The organism is Chitinophaga polysaccharea (genome assembly GCF_902150045.1).
Classification (GTDB): domain Bacteria; phylum Bacteroidota; class Bacteroidia; order Chitinophagales; family Chitinophagaceae; genus Chitinophaga; species Chitinophaga polysaccharea_A.
Map to the genome: position 1 here is coordinate 398,607 of NZ_CABFVU010000004.1, position 18,207 is coordinate 416,813.

12 protein-coding genes are annotated in these 18,207 nt (G+C 46.1%); all 12 read left to right on the plus strand.

Annotated features, from left to right (window positions below; translation table 11 throughout):
- Positions 1 to 5: 5 nt before the first annotated feature.
- The 12 genes from FN124_RS26355 to FN124_RS26410 all read left to right on the plus strand — a co-directional run bounded on the left by FN124_RS26355 (position 6) and on the right by FN124_RS26410 (position 17,930).
- Entirely contained in the window at positions 6 to 947 is a 942-nt protein-coding gene (locus FN124_RS26355; RefSeq protein ID WP_142687778.1) for an ABC transporter ATP-binding protein, read from the plus strand.
- Position 948: 1 nt separating this feature from the next.
- The gene (locus FN124_RS26360; protein WP_142687779.1) at positions 949 to 3,273 is read left to right on the plus strand and encodes an ABC transporter permease subunit; all 2,325 of its coding nucleotides are present in this window, start codon (positions 949 to 951) and stop codon (positions 3,271 to 3,273) included.
- Position 3,274: 1 nt separating this feature from the next.
- On the plus strand, positions 3,275 to 4,606 hold the full coding sequence (locus tag FN124_RS26365; RefSeq protein WP_142687780.1) for a MutS-related protein: 1,332 nt from the start codon (positions 3,275 to 3,277) through the stop codon (positions 4,604 to 4,606).
- Between the two features lie 13 nt (positions 4,607 to 4,619).
- Positions 4,620 to 5,963 carry a MutS-related protein gene (locus FN124_RS26370; RefSeq protein WP_142687781.1) on the plus strand — a complete coding sequence of 448 codons (1,344 nt, stop codon included), beginning with the start codon at positions 4,620 to 4,622 and terminating at the stop codon, positions 5,961 to 5,963.
- 6 nt (positions 5,964 to 5,969) lie between these two features.
- Positions 5,970 to 7,178: a TlpA disulfide reductase family protein gene (locus FN124_RS26375; RefSeq protein WP_142687782.1), complete on the plus strand. Its 1,209-nt coding sequence runs from the start codon at positions 5,970 to 5,972 to the stop codon at positions 7,176 to 7,178.
- A gap of 149 nt (positions 7,179 to 7,327) precedes the next feature.
- Positions 7,328 to 7,933, plus strand: a complete 606-nt coding sequence (locus FN124_RS26380) for an RNA polymerase sigma factor (RefSeq protein WP_185937386.1) — start codon at positions 7,328 to 7,330, stop codon at positions 7,931 to 7,933.
- 44 nt (positions 7,934 to 7,977) lie between these two features.
- Entirely contained in the window at positions 7,978 to 9,186 is a 1,209-nt protein-coding gene (locus FN124_RS26385; protein ID WP_142687784.1) for a FecR family protein, read from the plus strand.
- A gap of 111 nt (positions 9,187 to 9,297) precedes the next feature.
- Positions 9,298 to 12,813, plus strand: a complete 3,516-nt coding sequence (locus tag FN124_RS26390; RefSeq protein WP_142687785.1) for a SusC/RagA family TonB-linked outer membrane protein — start codon at positions 9,298 to 9,300, stop codon at positions 12,811 to 12,813.
- A gap of 12 nt (positions 12,814 to 12,825) precedes the next feature.
- A complete protein-coding gene (locus FN124_RS26395; protein ID WP_142687786.1) occupies positions 12,826 to 14,235 on the plus strand; it encodes a RagB/SusD family nutrient uptake outer membrane protein in 1,410 nt (469 codons plus the stop codon).
- Positions 14,236 to 14,249: 14 nt separating this feature from the next.
- Positions 14,250 to 15,179, plus strand: a complete 930-nt coding sequence (locus FN124_RS26400) for a DUF4843 domain-containing protein (RefSeq protein ID WP_142687787.1) — start codon at positions 14,250 to 14,252, stop codon at positions 15,177 to 15,179.
- Positions 15,180 to 15,258: 79 nt separating this feature from the next.
- Positions 15,259 to 16,755 (plus strand): PKD-like family lipoprotein, encoded by a 1,497-nt coding sequence (locus FN124_RS26405; RefSeq protein WP_185937387.1) that lies wholly within the window; start codon positions 15,259 to 15,261, stop codon positions 16,753 to 16,755.
- Positions 16,756 to 17,324: 569 nt separating this feature from the next.
- A complete protein-coding gene (locus FN124_RS26410) occupies positions 17,325 to 17,930 on the plus strand; it encodes an RNA polymerase sigma factor (RefSeq protein WP_260607589.1) in 606 nt (201 codons plus the stop codon).
- Positions 17,931 to 18,207 lie beyond the last annotated feature (277 nt).

The following is an 18,207-nucleotide window of genomic DNA, read 5'->3' on the forward strand; positions in this document are numbered from 1 at the left end:
TTTCAATGACCGCTATACTAAAAATAGAAGGTTTATCGCACCGGTATACCAGCCAGTGGGCTTTGCGTAACATTAATGTGGAGATAGCCCGGAATGGCGTGGTTGGATTGGTAGGATCTAATGGCGCGGGCAAGTCCACTACGATGAACATTGTCTGCGGCACGCTTAAACAGACAGAAGGTAAGGTGTTTATCATGGGTACGGATATAGAGAAGGATCCCGAATCGGGAAGAAGTAAAATCGGTTTCCTGCCTCAGCAAGTCCCTTTGTACCTGGACCTCACGGTAACGGAGTACCTGCGGTACGTGGCCAACTTAAGGCAGATCCCGCAGTCGCTTGTAAAAAACGCTTGTGAAAAAGTAATGGAACGTTGTAGTATCACCCATGTGGCTAAACGGCTTGTCGGAAACCTGTCCGGCGGATATCGGCAGCGGGTGGCCATTGCACAGGCAATTATCCATGAACCTCCTGTTGTTGTTATGGATGAGCCTACCAATGGTTTGGACCCCAATCAGATTATTGAAGTGAGGAAACTCATTACAGAGATCGGGCAAAATTCGCTGGTGTTGTTGTCGTCTCACCTCTTGTCAGAAGTGCATATGCTTTGTCGTGATATCATCATGATTGAAGACGGCAAAATCGTATTCTCTGACAGTATGCAGAACTTCAGAAGTTACCTGCGTATTGGCAGAATACAGGTACGGATGGAGAATCCGCCGCCTGCTGCCGTACTCGCTGGACTGAAGGGGATTGTCCGTACAGAAGAGATAGACAGCAGGAGCCTGTACATCTATTTTGACGACACCCCGGACGAGGTAGTGGACCTCCTGGTAAAGGAGAGTGTGGCAAACAGCTGGGGCATAAGGGAGATTAGCCCGGACCAGGCCTCCCTGGACGATATTTTTCATCAATTATCAAAACGCTCATCATCAAGTTTAAACCAATAGGATGAAAATAACTATTAAAATAGCCCGGAATGAATTGCGTAATCTCTTCTATTCCCCTGTAGCCTGGTTTACACTCATTGTATTTCTGATCGTATGTGCGGGAATATTCATGCCCTTACTAACTTCCACTAGCCAATACTATTGGCTCGTTGCAGGACATAACCGGGAATTTGAGGGCACGCATGTTCCGCTGACGGCTTACCTGATGAGAAACGGGCAGTTTTATGAAGATATCGCGGGCAAGCTATATTTTTTTATTCCCTTGCTGACCATGGGACTTGTTAACAGGGAGGTAAACCAGGGTACCATTCGGTTACTATATTCAACCCCTACAAAGCTATGGCAGATTGTTTGTGGAAAATATCTGGGTGTTTCCATATTCAATTTATTGCTGGTACTGATCGTTGCTATCTTTCATGGCGTAGCCATCTACAGTATTGTGAAGGTAGATATCGGCCCGCTCTTATCCTCGTTGCTGGGGTTCTACCTGCTTGTATGCGCTTATTCTGCTATAGGGCTGTTTATGTCCTGCATTACCAATTACCAGGTGGTGGCAGCCATTGCTACTTTTATCGCTTTATTTGCACTGCAAAAAATTGGTGGATTATGGCAGGGGATTGACTATTTGCGTGATATTACCTGGTTCCTGTCTATGGAGAGCAGGCTGCCTGATATGCAGAAGGGACTGCTTGTCAGTAAGGATATACTTTATTTTATAATGATCTCCGGTATGTTTGTGGTGATGAGCTACCTGGTATTGTTGAGAGGACGTAAACAAGAACGGTTGCCATTGGTGATTGCCAGGTACATTGTATTGATAGTACTGGTGGTGGGGTTGGGTTATGTTAGTGGGCGTCCCGGTTTAGTAGCCTATTATGATACCAGCGAGCAAAAAGTTAACACTATTCATCCCCGGACCCGGGAGCTGTTAAAACAGTTGGACGGCCAGTTAGAGGTAACTTTGTATTGTAATCTCCTCGGGCTGAATGCGCCTTTGGGGGTTCCGGAGGCCCGCAATACCTATCTCTCGCAGATTTGGGAGAAATATCAGCGCTTCAAACCAAACATAAAGTTTAACTATATATACTACTTTCAGCCTGTAAATGTCATTAACCCTTATAAAACCGTTCGGCAAATCGCCCAGGAAACCGCTCGCCTGCGTAATGCCGCGTTTTCCCTGTTCAAAACACCTGCAGAGATTAAACAAATCATAAACCTAGCGCCTGAAAATTACCAGCTGGTCATGCAGTTGAAGTATAAAAACCGCTCTGTTTTTCTGCGTACCTACCAGGGCTACAATCAGGAGGATCGTATACCGGGAGAAGTGGAAGTAGCAGCAGCATTGAATACGCTTATAAAAGGCAGGGCCACCAAAGTGGTTTTTATAACGGGTGAACTGGAACGGCGTCCTGATATGCCCGGAGAAAGAAACTATACTCAACTTTCCAATATCGGAGTCAGAGAGGCGCTGACGAATCATGGTTTTGAATTTACTAACCGCAATCTCAATAAAGAAGACATTCCCAAAGATGCAGATATTGTTGTATTGGCTGATCCTAAAATTGAACTGGGCCCGGTTGCCCAATCTAAACTTTCCCAATACATAGCGCGGGGAGGAAATACAATGATCCTGTCAGAACCCAATAAACAGGATCTGGTAAATCCTCTGCTGGACCAGGTGGGGGTGAAGCTCCAGCCTGGTATCCTGGCATTTCCCAACGGGGGTGGTCTACAAGACCAGGTGAATGCAATCTATACGGACACCTTGCTCACCCTGACGGAAGAGCCCTGGACGATAGAAGAACGGAAAGTACGGGCCCACGCCATCCGGTTCCGCCGGTCAGTTCCTAGAAAAGGACCAATATTTTACGGGGCCACTTCTTTTTCGGATTCCTCCGCTACCCTGGGGGTTACTGCTGTACCGTTGGTACATATGATACCGGGAAATACCTGGCTGAAGGCCGGGACTTTCATAACAGATTCCGTTGCGCCCAGGTATGATCCTGCGAACGGTGACAGAAAGCAGCCTTTGGATGTGTTAAAAGCCTTTACCAGGAAGATTAACGGACATGAACAGCGTATGATAGTGGGCGGAGATGCAGATTTTATGAGTGTACTAAGAGACGATGGCTTTGGCTATGTTCTTTTTGCCTGGCTGGCAGATGGGAAGGCCCCTGTTTATTTACCCAGGCCCAAACCTTTGGACGTGTTCATGCGGATAACGACCGGGCAGGCGGAGTCACTCAAAGTTATATTGGTGTGGATAGTGCCCGCCGTGCTTGCGCTGTTGGCGGCTGTTCTGCTGATCAGACGTAAAAGAAGATAATATGAAGGAGATATCGTATTTACAAACAGATTATCAAACCATGAGCGACCTGCGGATACTATCCACAGGTCCTGGTAGTGGCAGCATTTATGACATCTACAATAAAGCTGCTACACGGGGAGGACAGCAATTGCTGGCTGAACTGTTTCGTAAACCACTGGGCAGCGCCACGGCTATTGCCCGGCGCAGCAGTATCATTGCACATTTTGCCGGCTTGAGTAGTGGTTTCATTTTTGAAGCTGGTCAGCTTGACCTGGTGGAAAAGTATCTCGACACTGCTGAAGAGTCTGGAAACAGGCGATCGCATCGCACCAACAGGCTGGATGAAAGGGAGATGGCAGAAGCGGTAATAGCTACGGTCAGGATCGTTCAGCAACTGCACCAATTTGTTTCATCTGCAGCTGTAGCCGGTATGGAGCCTTACCGGGAAGAACGGGAGGCTATAGTGGCATTATTACAGACGCCGGCCCTTCAGCCATTGTTAAGCCTGTCACCTTCCTCCCGGCTGTCATTCGGCGCCGTATCAGCTTATGATACCCTGCTGCGCGTGAATGAACCAACTGTTATCATCCGGTTGCTGAAATACATCTATTACATAGATGTGTACATGAGCGTAGCGATGGTCGCCAGGGAAAAAGGATATTGTTTTGCCACCATAAAAGATACTGACGGATGCACGCTGCAACTGACCGGTGTCTTTTATCCGCAACTGAAACACCCTGTTGTCAATAACCTCCATATGTCGGAAAACGGGAACCTGCTTTTCCTGACCGGGGCCAATATGGCTGGGAAGTCCACTTTCCTGAGAGCCATAGCTACAGCACTTTATATAGCTCATGTTGGCTTTCCCGTAGCAGCCAGTGAAATGGTATTTTCGGTGGTGGATGGCCTGTATACTACTATCAATCTCCCCGACAACCTCGGAACAGGGGCCAGCCATTTTTATGCAGAGGTATTACGGGTGAAGAAGATGGCGGCCGGGCTGGCGGCAGGAAAAAGGCTGTTTGTTATTTTCGACGAGTTGTTCCGCGGTACTAATGTGAAAGACGCGGAAGAAGGAACGGTCATTATCAGTGCGGCTTTTTCCCGCTGGAAAAACAGCCTGTTTGTGGTCTCTTCCCATATCGTGGAAGCGGCAGACAGTCTTCGAAAAGAACCTACTGTACTGTTCTCCTACCTCCCCACAAATATGCACGGCAATAAGCCTGAATACACTTACAAACTGACCCCGGGTACTACGGCAGATCGCCATGGTATGCTGATCATCCAAAATGAAGGCGTGCTGGAAATATTGAGGGGAAACAGCAAAGGGAAGGCTGCTCCCATAACCTGAAAAAGATGTTATTATGAGCTTTAGTGTAGATAAACAGACACTCGACGAGTTAAATCTCCTGGGGAAATTTAAGGAGGGGTCCGTATACAACCTGTTTAACCAGGTGAACACGACAGGAGGAGAACAAATGCTGGAGAAAATGTTCCTCTCCCCGCTGGACAATGCAACAGATATCAATTCCCGTGTAGAGATCCTTCAGTACTTCCAGCGGCAGTTGCCCGGATTCCCCTTTGACTATAAGACTGTGGAGATGATGCAGGAGTTCATGGACGGACAGCTCACAGAAGGGGGGCTGATGATCATGGGTAGGGTGGTGGCAGGTAAACTGTTGGCCCGTCTCACCCGCGACGAACGGTATGGGAAGATCGTTCGTGGTTTGCAGAGCATTATCCAGGTGTTACAGGCTTGTGACAGCTTCGTAAAGAAAATGAGCGCTGACCGGGCCGACCACCCCTATAAGGCTACTTTACAGAACGTTGAGGCTATATTGGCCATACCCCGGGTGAAAACGTTGCTTGCATCCGACATCTATGCCGGCCTGTCTCTGAAAACGGTGGCTTATTACTATTACCAGCTGAAAAAACAGCTTTACACACAGATGCACACACTGCTGTCCTTTATTTACGAGGTAGATGTATGGGTGGCTGTAAGCGATGTTGCCCGTAGTAAAAATATGACGTATCCACAGGCCATGGCGCCGGAGGAGAATAAGTTACTCGCAATGGGACTGTGTCATCCAACGATGGAGAAAGCCGTGGGCAATTCCTGTGTGATGCATACAGACAACAACGTGATGTTTCTTACCGGCGCTAACATGGCGGGAAAATCCACCTGGATGAAAACCATCGGCATTGCCGTTTACCTGGCCCACATGGGGTTTCCGGTATCGGCGGAAAAAATGGTGTTCTCGGTAAGGGATGGATTGTATACTTCTATTAATGTGGCCGATAATGTAAACCTGGGTTATAGCCATTTTTATGCGGAAGTGGTGAGGGTAAAACAAGCTGCCGAAGCTGTCAGTAAAGGGCAACGGTTGATACTGATGTTTGATGAACTGTTCAAAGGTACCAACGTAAAGGATGCCTATGACGGTACGCTGGCGGTATCTGCTGCTTTCTCAGCATATCGTAATTGCCTGTTTGTCATTTCTACGCACATTATTGAAGTAGCTGCGGCCCTGAAGGAGTATCCCAATATCCGGTTTGTATATATGCCTACCATCATGGAAGGGGCAAAACCAGGATACACGTATACCCTGAAAGAAGGCGTTACAGAAGATCGCCAGGGTATGATCATGATACGCAATGAAGGAATTCTGGAATTATTAGATCAATATAATACTCATTTATTTAAATAGTCAGGCATGCAAAAAACATTCATTCTCTTGACAATATCGGTAGCAACACTCCTGGGCTGCCGGAGTGGCGCCGGCTCACAGTTTACTGTGAGCGGAAAGATCGCCAACGCCCCTACTGGCACTATCTATCTTAGTAAATCATACTCATCCGCCGGTAATGCTGAACTGGTTGCCAGTGCCGAATTGACGAAAAACGGAGCGTTTAAACTTCAGGCGCCCGCCACAGAAGAAGGAGTGTTCGAAATTAGTTTTGATACTTTGGGCAGGCCGGATGTACTGGTAATAAATGATAGTAAGGAAGTAGTGGTCAACTTCGATGTACTTAAACCTGCAAAACCGGAATTTAAGGGGTCGGAAGCCTCCCGGGCGATGTACAGCCTGTTTGACAAATTCGTAGCGAAGGAACGCGCTCTTTTTACTGCCAGTGTTAAGGTTGATTCGGCTTCCATGAAAGGGGAAAACACCGCCGCGTTGGTAAAAGAAAGAGATGCCCTGCAAAAGGAGCTTATAGATGGATTAAAAGACGATGCAGCAAAGGAGGCGGGCCCGGGAATTGTTTACTATATACAATGGCTGGCGGCTAAATACCTGGATAACGATGAAATGGTGGCAATGACAAGCGCTAACGCTGATCGCTTTAAAAACAATGAAGCACTCAACTGGCAAAGGGAGTTGTTCCTCGACAGGCAAAGCCTCATGGGAAAACAGAATTATCCGTTATTGAAAAAGCAGGTGCCTGATCTTACCATGCCCGGGCTGGACGGGAAGCCAATCAGTATTTCCATGTTCAGGGGAAAATATGTACTGGTCGACTTCTGGGCAAGCTGGTGTGGTCCGTGCAGAGCCGAAAACCCCAATTTAGTACGCGTTTACAACAAGTTTAAAGACCGCAATTTCACTATCCTTGGGGTCTCCCTGGATGCAGACATGGAAAGCTGGAAACAGGCCATTCAAAAGGACAAACTGGATTGGAACCAAATGAGTGACTTAAAGGAATGGGGGTCTGCTGCAACAAAAATTTTCGGGCTTGATGGAATTCCATTTAATGTACTGGTAGATCCTTCCGGCAGGATTGTCGCCAGTGATTTAAGAGGGAACAAGCTGGAGCGAAAATTAAATGAACTCACTGCCGGCAATCAAAAAATGCGGATTGTAGATGCACTTTATCCGGGATCTGTAACTGATGAGGATGAAGAAGTCACATCCACACGCTAGCAGTATGTTATATTCCTATGTTGATTCCTGCCCGGTAGTGAAAAACACCGTTTTTTTTCTTTCCTGCAGCAACCGGCCGTGGGCACATAGAAAGCTGGCGGCCCTGGTCATTTAGGGGGATTTTAAATTATAGTTATAAATATACCTTATTGGCAGAAAACGAATTACAGGGAGAGCGGGGATATCTTCAGCGTATCGCAGCAGGGGATGAAAGAGCGTTCAGGCAATTGTTTGATCAATACTGGGGGCCTCTTTACCTGGGTGTTGCGGCATTGGTAAAGTCAAAGGAAATGGCGCATGACCTGCTGCAGGAAATCTTTATCAAAATCTGGAATACCCGTGAACAACTACCTCAAAAGGAGAACGTGCGAAATTACCTCTACATCGTAGCCAGGAACCACGTTTTTAATGCACTCCGCAAAAAAAGCCGGGAAGTGACATTCCAGGAGCATATCATACAACATTTCACAGATAGTACTGCCAGCGCGTTGGAACAAATGATCAGCAGGGAATCCAGGGAAATCATTGAGCGGGCGGTTCAACGGCTTCCCGAACAACAACGCATGGTATACGTACTTAGGCGCCAACAGGGACTCAGCCAGGATGAAATTGCCCGGCAGCTGAATATATCAAAGTCCACTATCAAAACGCATATGTCACGGGCGTTGAATACTATCCGGGAAGAAGTGCTCCGTCATTTGGGGAAGGAACTGTTTTGGTTAGGAATACTTCCATTTATTTTAAATAAATTTTAATTCTTTGTCGTACCAGATGCACCATCATGTGTCGTTAATAACGGATGCAGGCTAATCAAATATTTTTACAGCTATGGCAAGGGTATCTTGCAGACAGTCTCACTCCTGATGAGGCCCGGGAATTGCTTGGTTTGATGAGGACCCCGCACCTGTTTACCGAAGAAATGGTGAAACAGGTATTGGAAAATCCACCTGCCGGGAACCTGTCTGCTGAAACCGGTGATCTTATTTTTCGTGAATTGATTGAAAGGATAGAGGAGAGAAGCCGTCCTGTACGAATGTCATTGTTCTCCCGTCGCTGGGCATGGCCGGCTGCTGCAGCCGTAGTGTTGCTGGCCGGAGGATTGATTTGGAGCATAGCCGGCAGGAATGCCGGCGTAACCCTGCAGGCGTTAGAGGGAACGAAAGCCCCGGATCACCATGGCGCTATTCTTACCCTGGAGAGCGGTGCTGAGGTAAAACTTGACAGCGCAAACAGTGGGCTGATTGCGCAGCAACAAGGCAGCGCTGTTACCCTGTCAAATGGCCAATTGCTGTACAAAACCGCTCGCACAGCTGAAGGAAAAGTATCCTACAATAAACTGACCACGCTCCGTGGAAAACAATTTAGCGTTTTGCTTCCGGACGGCACCGTGGCATGGTTGAATGCAGCCAGCAGCATACGGTACCCTACTGTTTTTACAGGCAAAGAAAGGACGGTGGAAATCACCGGTGAAGTATATATGGAAGTAGCGGCTAATGCTGCTATGCCCTTTGTGGTGAAGTTTCCCCTGAAAGCAACGGGGAAAACAGGGTTGGTGCAGGTGTTGGGAACCCGTTTCAACATCAATGCCTATGCCGATGCGGCAGCCGTGAAAACCACCCTCGTACAGGGAAGTGTAAGAGTGGTATTACAAAAGGAAAATGCAGGTAATATATCTGGTATACTCCGTCCGGGCCAGCAGGCCGTTATCGCGAATGTCAAAAACCAACCATCCAATACCATTGGTATTCGCAGTGATATTAACATACAGGAAACGCTGGCCTGGAAGGAGAATGTCTTTAATTTCCGCAACATGAGCCTCGAAGAGGTGATGAAAGAATTGTCGCGGTGGTATGATCTTACAGTGATATATGAGAACGGTATTCCCCGGATTATGTTCACCGGAGAACTGGAAAGAGATCTGACTTTAAAGCAGATACTGGAAGTATTAAAAGCATCTAATGTGCATTTACGGCTGGAAAAAAAACGACAGTTGATTATTACTCCCTGACAAATGTGAACCGTTTTTCCCTGGGGCATAGAAACGTTGTTCAACGTCTCCCGGGATTGCATGTATATTTTTTAATAGTTATCCAGGTTTTATCGCCAAAGTATTAACTCTATGAAAGAATTTGCTGACGCCGGTTGGCCAGCCCGGCTAGACTTTGTGTTTCATAAGCTGCCTATTTATTTGCAGAAATGGTTTCGTAAAGGCATCCTGATTCCCCTTTGTTTGCTGGCATTTATACCGGCTTTTTCGCAGACGGTGACCTTAAAGGCAAAAGAGTTGCCGTTAACGCAGGTATTGGAGGCGGTGAAACAACAAACGGGTTACCATATTTTCTATAACAAGGGCATGATGGACAATACTGTGCCGGTGACGGCTGATGTAAAGAATATGTCGTTGAAAGCGTTCCTGCAACTCGTTTTGACTAACCAGCCGCTGGAGGCACGATATTCAGAAAAATCGATTTTCTTTTCAGAAAAAAAAACTGTTGTGCCCTCATCTCAAAATGCCGGCAACGGGCCAGCGCAAAACGATTTACAACAGGAAACAGTGATATCGGGAAAAGTGATGTCCGTTGACGGGAAACCACTACCAGGTATTACGGTGAAGATATTGCCTTCCAGGAGAGGGACCCTCTCCGCAGAAGATGGCACATTTCTCTTGCCTGTTACCGATAGGGATGAAAAAGTGAGCCTGTCAGGCATAGGGTTACAAAGTATATCCGTATCGCTTTCCAAACTGCGTGCGCTGAATAATGGAAAAATGTTGAAAAATGCGGACTCTGATGTGTTGCGGACCGCCTCAGGGCTGTATATCTTTAAGATGCAATCGGTGGCGCTCGCCATGAAAGAAGTGGAGGTGATAAATACAGGTATGTTTACCCGGCGGCAGGAAAGTTTTACGGGTATTACCCATACCATGAAGGGAAATGAATTACGATCCGTCAACAGGCAAAGCATCCTGGAGGCCATCAGCACACTGGACCCTTCTTTCAGGATTATACGTGATAACAACCTGGGCTCAGATCCGAACCAGCTGCCCCAAATTGAATTCCGTGGCACCAGGTCCATGCCCAGCCCTACGGCAGCGCCTTATAACCAGCAGTTACGCCTCCAGTATGAGCAGGACCCTAACCGGCCATTATTTATCCTGGATGGTTTTGAAGCAACTTTACAGGATGTGATGCAACTCGATATCAACCGGATAGCTGCTGTCACCCTGCTGAAAGATGCGGCGTCTACCGCTTTGTATGGCCGCCGTTCCGCCAATGGCGTAGTGGTGATTGAAACTATTAAACCTACCCCCGGCAAATTGAATATATCCTATACATTCACTGGTAGCCTCGCTGTTCCTGACTTAAGCGGATATAATATGATGAATTCAACTGAATTATTCCAGTTCCAGCAGCTGAGCGGAAAATTGTATCCGGAGAACTTTGGATTCACCGACTACGAGCTGGGTATGGCAAAACGTAACGCCAGGAGTAATGAGACGCTGAGGGGCGTAAATAGCTATTGGCTGAGTGTTCCGTTGCGTAACGCCTTTTCACCTGGTCACAATCTTACCATACAGGGGGGAGATGGCACGGTGAACTATATGTTGGGTGTTAACATGAATAGGAATAATGGTGTGATGAAGGAGTCCTATAACAGGGCCACCGGCGGATTTGCCACTTTAACCTATCGGAGGGGAAAAATTAATATTACCAATACAGTCCGTTTTACAGGTGGCAGGCAACAAGGGTCTCCCTACGGCAGGTTCAGTGACTATGTGAAGCTGCCGCCTTACTACCGGAAATATGATGAACAGAAACAGCTCAATATGGGCCGGTACCTGGAAGATATTGCTTTTGTGGACGCCAGTGGTACGAATAGACGTTTCCTGTTTGGTAACCCGCTTTACAATGCCTCCCTGCCAACTAAAAATGTTGTCAATACTTCGCAGCTGACCAATAGCCTGGGCCTGAACTGGGATATACTACCCTCGCTGCGGTTAAGCGCCAATGGACAGTTCCAGAAAAATGACAATACGGCTGATTATTTCATATCCCCTTTAAATACCAGTTTCGACAATACAAAGGAAGGGGAAAAGGGTGCTTATAATTTTCAACGGACCATCAGTACAGCTTATAATGGTAATGTTACGCTTACCTACAACCGCATATTTAATGACAAACATATCCTGACCGTCAATACCCGTGCAGATATGTCCAGGGCGGATGGCAGCTCGACCAGTGTTACCGCCGTAGGATATGCCAGCACGGCCCAACCGCTGCTTTTCCTGGCTGGTGCTTACCAGCCCAATTCAATGCCGACTGGTGGCGAATCTAATACCCGCAGTGTGGGGTTTACAGCCAGCGCCAATTATTCCTATGATAACCGGTACAACCTGGACTTATCTTACAATACTTCCGGGTCCAATAGCTTTGGCTCCGACCGTCTCTTTGCTTCTTTTTACTCCCTGGGTGTGGGATGGAATATCGGGAGAGAAAGTTTTTTCATGGAGTCTGATATTGTGAACGACCTGCGGCTGACAGCCAACTTTGGACTGACCGGTAATGAAGCAACAGGCGGCTTCTCCTCCCGTACTACCTATCGACTGGGTAATATTTCTTTCCGGAACGAGGAAGCTGTCACTATTGCTTCAGCAGGTAATCCCAACCTGGAGTGGGGTAAAACCTATAAAGTCAGCTACGGTGTACAAGGCGTTTTCTTTAAACGGAAATTGTCTTTATCCCTATCCGGTTATACTGATAAAACAACCCCTATGATTATTCCGTTACTCATTCCTCCATCCACCGGGTCGCCTTCCATTCCAACCAGCATTGGGACAATGAATACTGTGGGGATGGACCTGGACATGAATTACAGAGTGGTTAATACCAAAAACTGGACCTGGAACCTGGGCATCAAAAGTCCCCTTTTCCTGCGCAGCACCTATAGCGGATTGGAAGCGAAACTGAACGGCTTGTCCAAGATGGCCCGGGATAGTGGTTATCTGCTCCGCTACAAGGATGGATCCGGCCCCTTTGATATCTGGGCAGTGAGGTCTGTTGGCATCGACCCAACTACAGGGCGTGAAATATTTCTGGACAAAAACGGGTCATACACTTTTGATTTCAATACCAACAATGAAATGAAGGTAGGTATTAACAGGCCGGTCCTGCAGGGAAACATCAATACCCAGATCCGGTATAAACGATTCAGCCTGGCCATCTATTGCCGATACGTTATGGGCGAGTTGAAATTTAATACAGCGTTGTACAACAAGGTTGAAAATATAAGCGGGAGTGACTTTGAGCAGAACCAGGACCGCCGGGCGTTATACGAACGCTGGAAGCAGCCGGGTGATGATGCCTCTTATTTAGCTATTAATAACACAACATTAGGGATCTCCGACAGGTTCCTCCAAAAGGAAAATGCCGTTTATTTTGAATCTGTGGCGCTGAATTATGATTTCAATAGCCTGTTGCGCGGATATGCCAGCAAAAAACTGGGGATCAGCCGGTTGGACCTTTCCCTTAACCTGAACGATTTTTTCCGTTTTCAGCTCTCTAATCTACGCCTGGAAAGAGGCCTGGATTATCCATTTGCAAGAAATGCTTCCTTTACACTAAGTGTTGGATTTTAAAAAGTACAGCTTATGTTAAACAACCGGACTATCAAAGTAATGCTACTTTTTACGTGGGCCACCACCTGCTTTTCCTGTAAAAAGTTCCTGGATTTTCAGCCCAGGGACTTCATGTTCGAAAAAGAAGTTTTCTCCAAACCGGAGGGCGTACATGCTGCATTAAACGGAATTTACCAGTTGATGGGCAGCCTGGAATTGTACGGGAGAGACCTGACGCTGTATGCGGTAGACCTGATGGGACAATTGTACGACAAAAGCGAATCTGCGTATTCTCCTGAGGGGAGACTCCAGAGTTACGACTACACTTCGGTTTGGGTAAAGCAACGGTTTTCCTCTATTTGGACGAGTGCTTTCAAAACCATACGGAACGTCAATAACTTCTGTGCACAATTGGAGCAGCCATCTTTTTCAACGGTGTCCGAAGCGGAGAAAAATAGCCTGCTGGGAGAAGCTTATGCTATTCGCGGGATGCTGTACCTGGACCTGTTGCGCCTGTTTGGACCGGCGCCGGGCACCGGTAATAACAAGCCTTGTATTCCTTATGTGACAACGGTTGATTTTAAGACGCAGCCGTTGCTGCCAGGAACACAAATTATGGATAGTGTGATGAAAGACCTGTCAAAAGCAGCGATGTTCCTGAAATCGGATCTTGCGCTTTCAGATTCATCGCGCGACAGCCGAAAGTGGAGGCTCAACTATTTTGCTGTAAAAACTTTACAGGCGAGGGCTAATCTTTATGCTGGTAAAAATGAGGCAGCCTGGCAGATTGTGCTTGATATACAGGACCGGGCCAATGAAGCATTTCCATGGATGGCTTCTGTAGACGCCGCGAAAGCAGATCCCGTATTTTTTGCGGAGTCCTTTTGGGGCGTAGAAAACAAAAAATTGTACGACGTTTACCGTCAGACTTTTAATCCCATGTTAACTGAGGATTCAATTTTGGCGCCCGCTACGACGAAGTTCAACAGCGTATACGATAACGTGAACGACTATAGGGGTGCAGGCTGGTTTAAGCCTGGAGCAAACGGGAACAAGAACTACAACGTGTTTGTCAGGTATAGTGATGATGTGGTGACCAACACCAATCATTCTTTTTTTCAGCCGCTCATCCGGAAGGCAGAACTGATGTTAATTGGTGCGGAAACGGCTCCCGATCTTGCAACAGGATACCGTTTACTGAATGATCTCCGGTTAAACAGGGGGCTGCCACCCATCGCCCAACAGGACAGCCGTACCCAGCTGTTGTCTGATATTCTGCAGGAATATCAGCGGGAATTTTGGGGCGAGGGACAGTTGTTCTTCCTTTTTAAGCGCAGGAATCTTTACTACATTCCGGATGCTGAAACCAACTCATTTTCAGTTTCAATGAATCCCGCTAACTACCAGGTGCCCATTCCTGAGCAGGAAACGCTTTACCGCTAGTAATAATAATATTTATGCACAACAAAGAACAATCATATACGCTACGTTGCTTTAAGGCATATGCTTTCATAGCGTGTCTGTGGGGGGGGATACTGACCGTTGCCGGTTGCAGGAAAATTGACCCAATCAGATATCAGGGAAAGGATGTATTGTACTTCCTTAATGCGGGTGGACCGCCGTATGAGTATGAGAGGGATTCGCTTTCAACCGGATGGTATATGAGTCCGGTTGTCATTAGTTTTTTTCAGGAGTCAACGGATACGGTCTACCTCATCCGGCGTGATTTAGCGGCTTCCAGTACTGAGCGCGATGCCCTGAAGGTGAGACTAGCCGGAATGGCTAAACCGTTTGACAGGAAGTTTTCAATTACGGTAACGGGTTCGGGGGCTAAGTATTGTATACTGCCACCTGCGGACGCTCTAAAAATAGGTGCCGGAAGACGGTTTTGTCCGTTGGACCTCCGGCTGCTTAGACCGCCGGTTACCGATACCAACAGCTATTCAGTGACAGTGAGCCTGGTTGATAACGAGTACTTTACGCCAACATTGCATACCTGGCATCAGTTTCAGTATGTGTTTGGAAATATTGTGGAGAAGCCTAAACAGGGATGGGACCCGATGTTTGGGCCTTTTTCCAGGGAAAAGCTAGTGGCGATGTTTGATGCGATAAGCTGGGCTGGTCCGGTGGTACGGGAAAAGCTGAAGCAACATTTCTTTTCCAAGATTTACAATCAGGATGAATTCAAAATTCCGCCGGTATTTGAACCTTTTACAATAGAAAGCCTTTACCAGTTATTATTTCAATCGAAAAACAATGGTTCGATTAGAGCGCGGCTAGATATGTGGGAATCAATGGCAGGAATCACCAAAGATTATCTTGCCTATCGCAAAAAACAAGGCAATCCCGTGCTGGACAGCAATGGCCAGGAAATTCAGTTTCCCTGATCCACTAAAATTATTTATCATGATGAACTGCAGGAACGCCTTATTAATCTTGATACCCGTTTGTTTATTAATGGCCTGTATGAAAGATAAAGGCAACTATGATTATAGATCTACGCCAGAAATCACTATTAAGCGGCCCTCAGGAAATATAGTTATCCTAAAGAAGGATGTACCGGACACGTTTTACCCGGTGATTGACTATGGAAAACAGGAAGGCGCTGTTATAGATACCGGTGCTTATCAATATCACTGGAATGTCCTGAACAATAACAGTTCGAGCAACAAAATTCAGGTGCTGGTCACTAATAAACCGTATTTAACCGCAGCCACACTGGTGGAGGCCGGTTGTGATGGCCAAATAACCCTAACATTTGAGGTCCGCGAAAAGGCAACAGGAATTACTGCCTCTATGACAACGCTTCTTTTTATGTTTAAAACCACCACAGAATGTTGGGTATTACTTTATGAAAAAAATGGCAATTCCAAATTAGGCATCTTGGCTTATAATTCCACCAGGTACACCCCTTTTATGAATATTTCTGATAGCCTTGGGCTGGCTCCCTATCTGACCGGTAAACCGCTTTCTCTTTCCCTGCTAACGTATGCATATGATTCTGACGATAGGTACATGGGCGTTTCTACGGACCAAACGGTGTTTATACTGGATAAAGCTTTTGGTCCGGCTCTGGGTGTGCCTGCAGCCACCTGGATAAACACGGTGATTCATTCTTCCCCGAAGCAACCTGTATATCTGCTGGAAGGATATCCAGGTGCTTGTTGGCAAAATGGAGATTTATATAGGGTGAACAAAAATGTGGCATCAGAAGAGAACTTTCTGTATACTACCACGCCAGTTAATATACTGCCATCTCCAGCTGAGTCCTATAAGGTATCGCCGGTTGGTATAAGCATTGATGGCGATGATACCCAGGGGTACCTGGTTGTTTTTGATGAAACTAACGGCCGTTTTATCAAGTATACAAATGAATTCGATGTTGCGAATAGCTCTATTCCCATTGAATTTACACCCGTGCAAAGCCTGAAAGGATATAAGATGGTATATGGCCGGTCTGTGAGCTACCCAGACTTTGATATGATTGGCGCTGTTGTAAAAAATAATGCGGACGAATTTTACCTGGTGACGTTTTTGGATAATGGGGTATTGAAAAGTTTCATCAAAATAACGGACGGGCGTGTGGCACAGGCCCGGCATTTTGCGATCGATTTTTCCACTGGTTACCTGTTGTTCGACGCGGCGCATGCAATAATCGGATACGATTATAATATGAAGGAATCTGTTGAGCTGATGGACCTGGGAGTTGAAAGTGTGAGTATGATGAAGTACCAGACAAACTTTTTTTCAAAAGATGGTAGGAACCCCCGCAACATGATTTACTCCAACATCTTGCAAAAACTGGTAGTATGTACCAATGACCCGAAAAAGCCCGGCGAACAGGCTGGTACCTTCCGCCTGATGAACGTGCGATTGGGCAAACAGCCGCTTCAGGAGGTATATAAAATGACGGGACTTCCTGTGATCAGGGATATCATTTTTACCGGGTTTCCATACGACTAATGACAGCGACAAAGTGCCCGGTTCGTGAGGCCACCTGTCAATAGCAAGGCATTTACGAAGCATATTAAAGATGCAACCCTGCAGCTATATCCTGTTAGTATTACTTTTAAATGATCTTTTTTTCAGTTTTAATAGGAATAATCTAAGATTACTATTTCAGCCCTTTCTTTCCAGAAAGGACTGACCTTTTTGTTAGCCCAGGTTGTGTTGTTTCGCGCAACATGTCAATGATTTGTCAGCTATAGGTTAACATTCCATGTTGATCTTACTCCATAATCTAATTTAAAAAAAATGCTATATGTATTGCCGATTTTGTTATCGGCCTGTTAACGCGTTGAGAGGAATGGGTAAAATTGCCCTACTCATGTCTTTTTACGGTACGCTTGATAATATTGCTTCGATGCAAACAAATAGGCGTACACCGGCGATGAGATCGCTGCCCTCCGGCATACAAACAATTTGAGTATGCTAATGTAAAGTACAGGGGAGGGTCAAAACAGGACCATCGACTGATTTAAAATAGTAGATACTGATAATTGATTTTATTACTAATAACCATTTATTTGAATATGGAAATGACAGATGCCTGCTCCATCGTACGATTAAAGTATGATGATTTTTCGGACGGTGAACTGATTCAACTTTACCGGTCCGGAGATAATATTGCTTTTAAGAAACTCGTCTATCGCCATAAAGATAGAATCTTTACATCTATCATATATCGTGTTAAAGACCACGAATTGGCAGAGGATATATTTCAGGAGGTTTTCATAAATATAATCAATGCAATAAACAGCAAAGGATATAAAGATAATGGGCTCTTCCTGGCATGGGCCTCCAGAATTGCACACAATGCATGCATTAGTTACTTCAGAAAACAAAATTCCCGGCCTAAAGTGCTACTTGTTGATGCATTTAGCAATCTTGTGGAATTAAAGAACGGGCAGCGCTCCGAAGTCAATATACAGGAAACGATTATAAAAAGAGAGCGCTATATAGAAATAGAGTCGATGCTTGACAAACTTCCGGAAGCACAGCGCGAAACGCTTATACTTCGTTTTTACGCAGATATGAGCTTTAGGGAAATTGCAGATTTAGTTGGAGTGTCGATCAATACTGCTCTTGGGCGGGCAAGATATGCACTAAGAAATATCAGAAAGTATATGGAAGAATAGAAAAATTCCCTTAAAGAAACGGTATCTAACACCTCTTGCCAGCGAAAGAAAATGAAATTACGTCCTCAGTAATTATTGTTGATCTTCCTGCTCAGCCTATCGATAAATGTATAGCAGGACCATGTTTGTTAATCCAGATTAATTGAGACGTATTGTGACCATCTGTTTTTGCGAAGTTTGCCCATTAATTTTGTCCATTCTGGTCGCCTGAAAGTTTTGGCGGAATGATCTTCATGGATGATTTTACGAATTTCATAGTTATTGCTTTCGCAAAACC

Bases quoted from the DNA above. Each gene is read 5' to 3' on its own strand.
- FN124_RS26355 (WP_142687778.1), top strand. From the start codon at position 6: ATGACCGCTATACTAAAAATAGAAGGTTTATCGCACCGGTATACCAGC.
- FN124_RS26360 (WP_142687779.1), top strand. From the start codon at position 949: ATGAAAATAACTATTAAAATAGCCCGGAATGAATTGCGTAATCTCTTC.
- FN124_RS26365 (WP_142687780.1), top strand. From the start codon at position 3,275: ATGAAGGAGATATCGTATTTACAAACAGATTATCAAACCATGAGCGAC.
- FN124_RS26370 (WP_142687781.1), top strand. From the start codon at position 4,620: ATGAGCTTTAGTGTAGATAAACAGACACTCGACGAGTTAAATCTCCTG.
- FN124_RS26375 (WP_142687782.1), top strand. From the start codon at position 5,970: ATGCAAAAAACATTCATTCTCTTGACAATATCGGTAGCAACACTCCTG.
- FN124_RS26385 (WP_142687784.1), top strand. From the start codon at position 7,978: ATGCAGGCTAATCAAATATTTTTACAGCTATGGCAAGGGTATCTTGCA.
- FN124_RS26390 (WP_142687785.1), top strand. From the start codon at position 9,298: ATGAAAGAATTTGCTGACGCCGGTTGGCCAGCCCGGCTAGACTTTGTG.
- FN124_RS26395 (WP_142687786.1), top strand. From the start codon at position 12,826: ATGTTAAACAACCGGACTATCAAAGTAATGCTACTTTTTACGTGGGCC.
- FN124_RS26400 (WP_142687787.1), top strand. From the start codon at position 14,250: ATGCACAACAAAGAACAATCATATACGCTACGTTGCTTTAAGGCATAT.
- FN124_RS26405 (WP_185937387.1), top strand. From the start codon at position 15,259: ATGAAAGATAAAGGCAACTATGATTATAGATCTACGCCAGAAATCACT.
- FN124_RS26410 (WP_260607589.1), top strand. From the start codon at position 17,325: ATGGAAATGACAGATGCCTGCTCCATCGTACGATTAAAGTATGATGAT.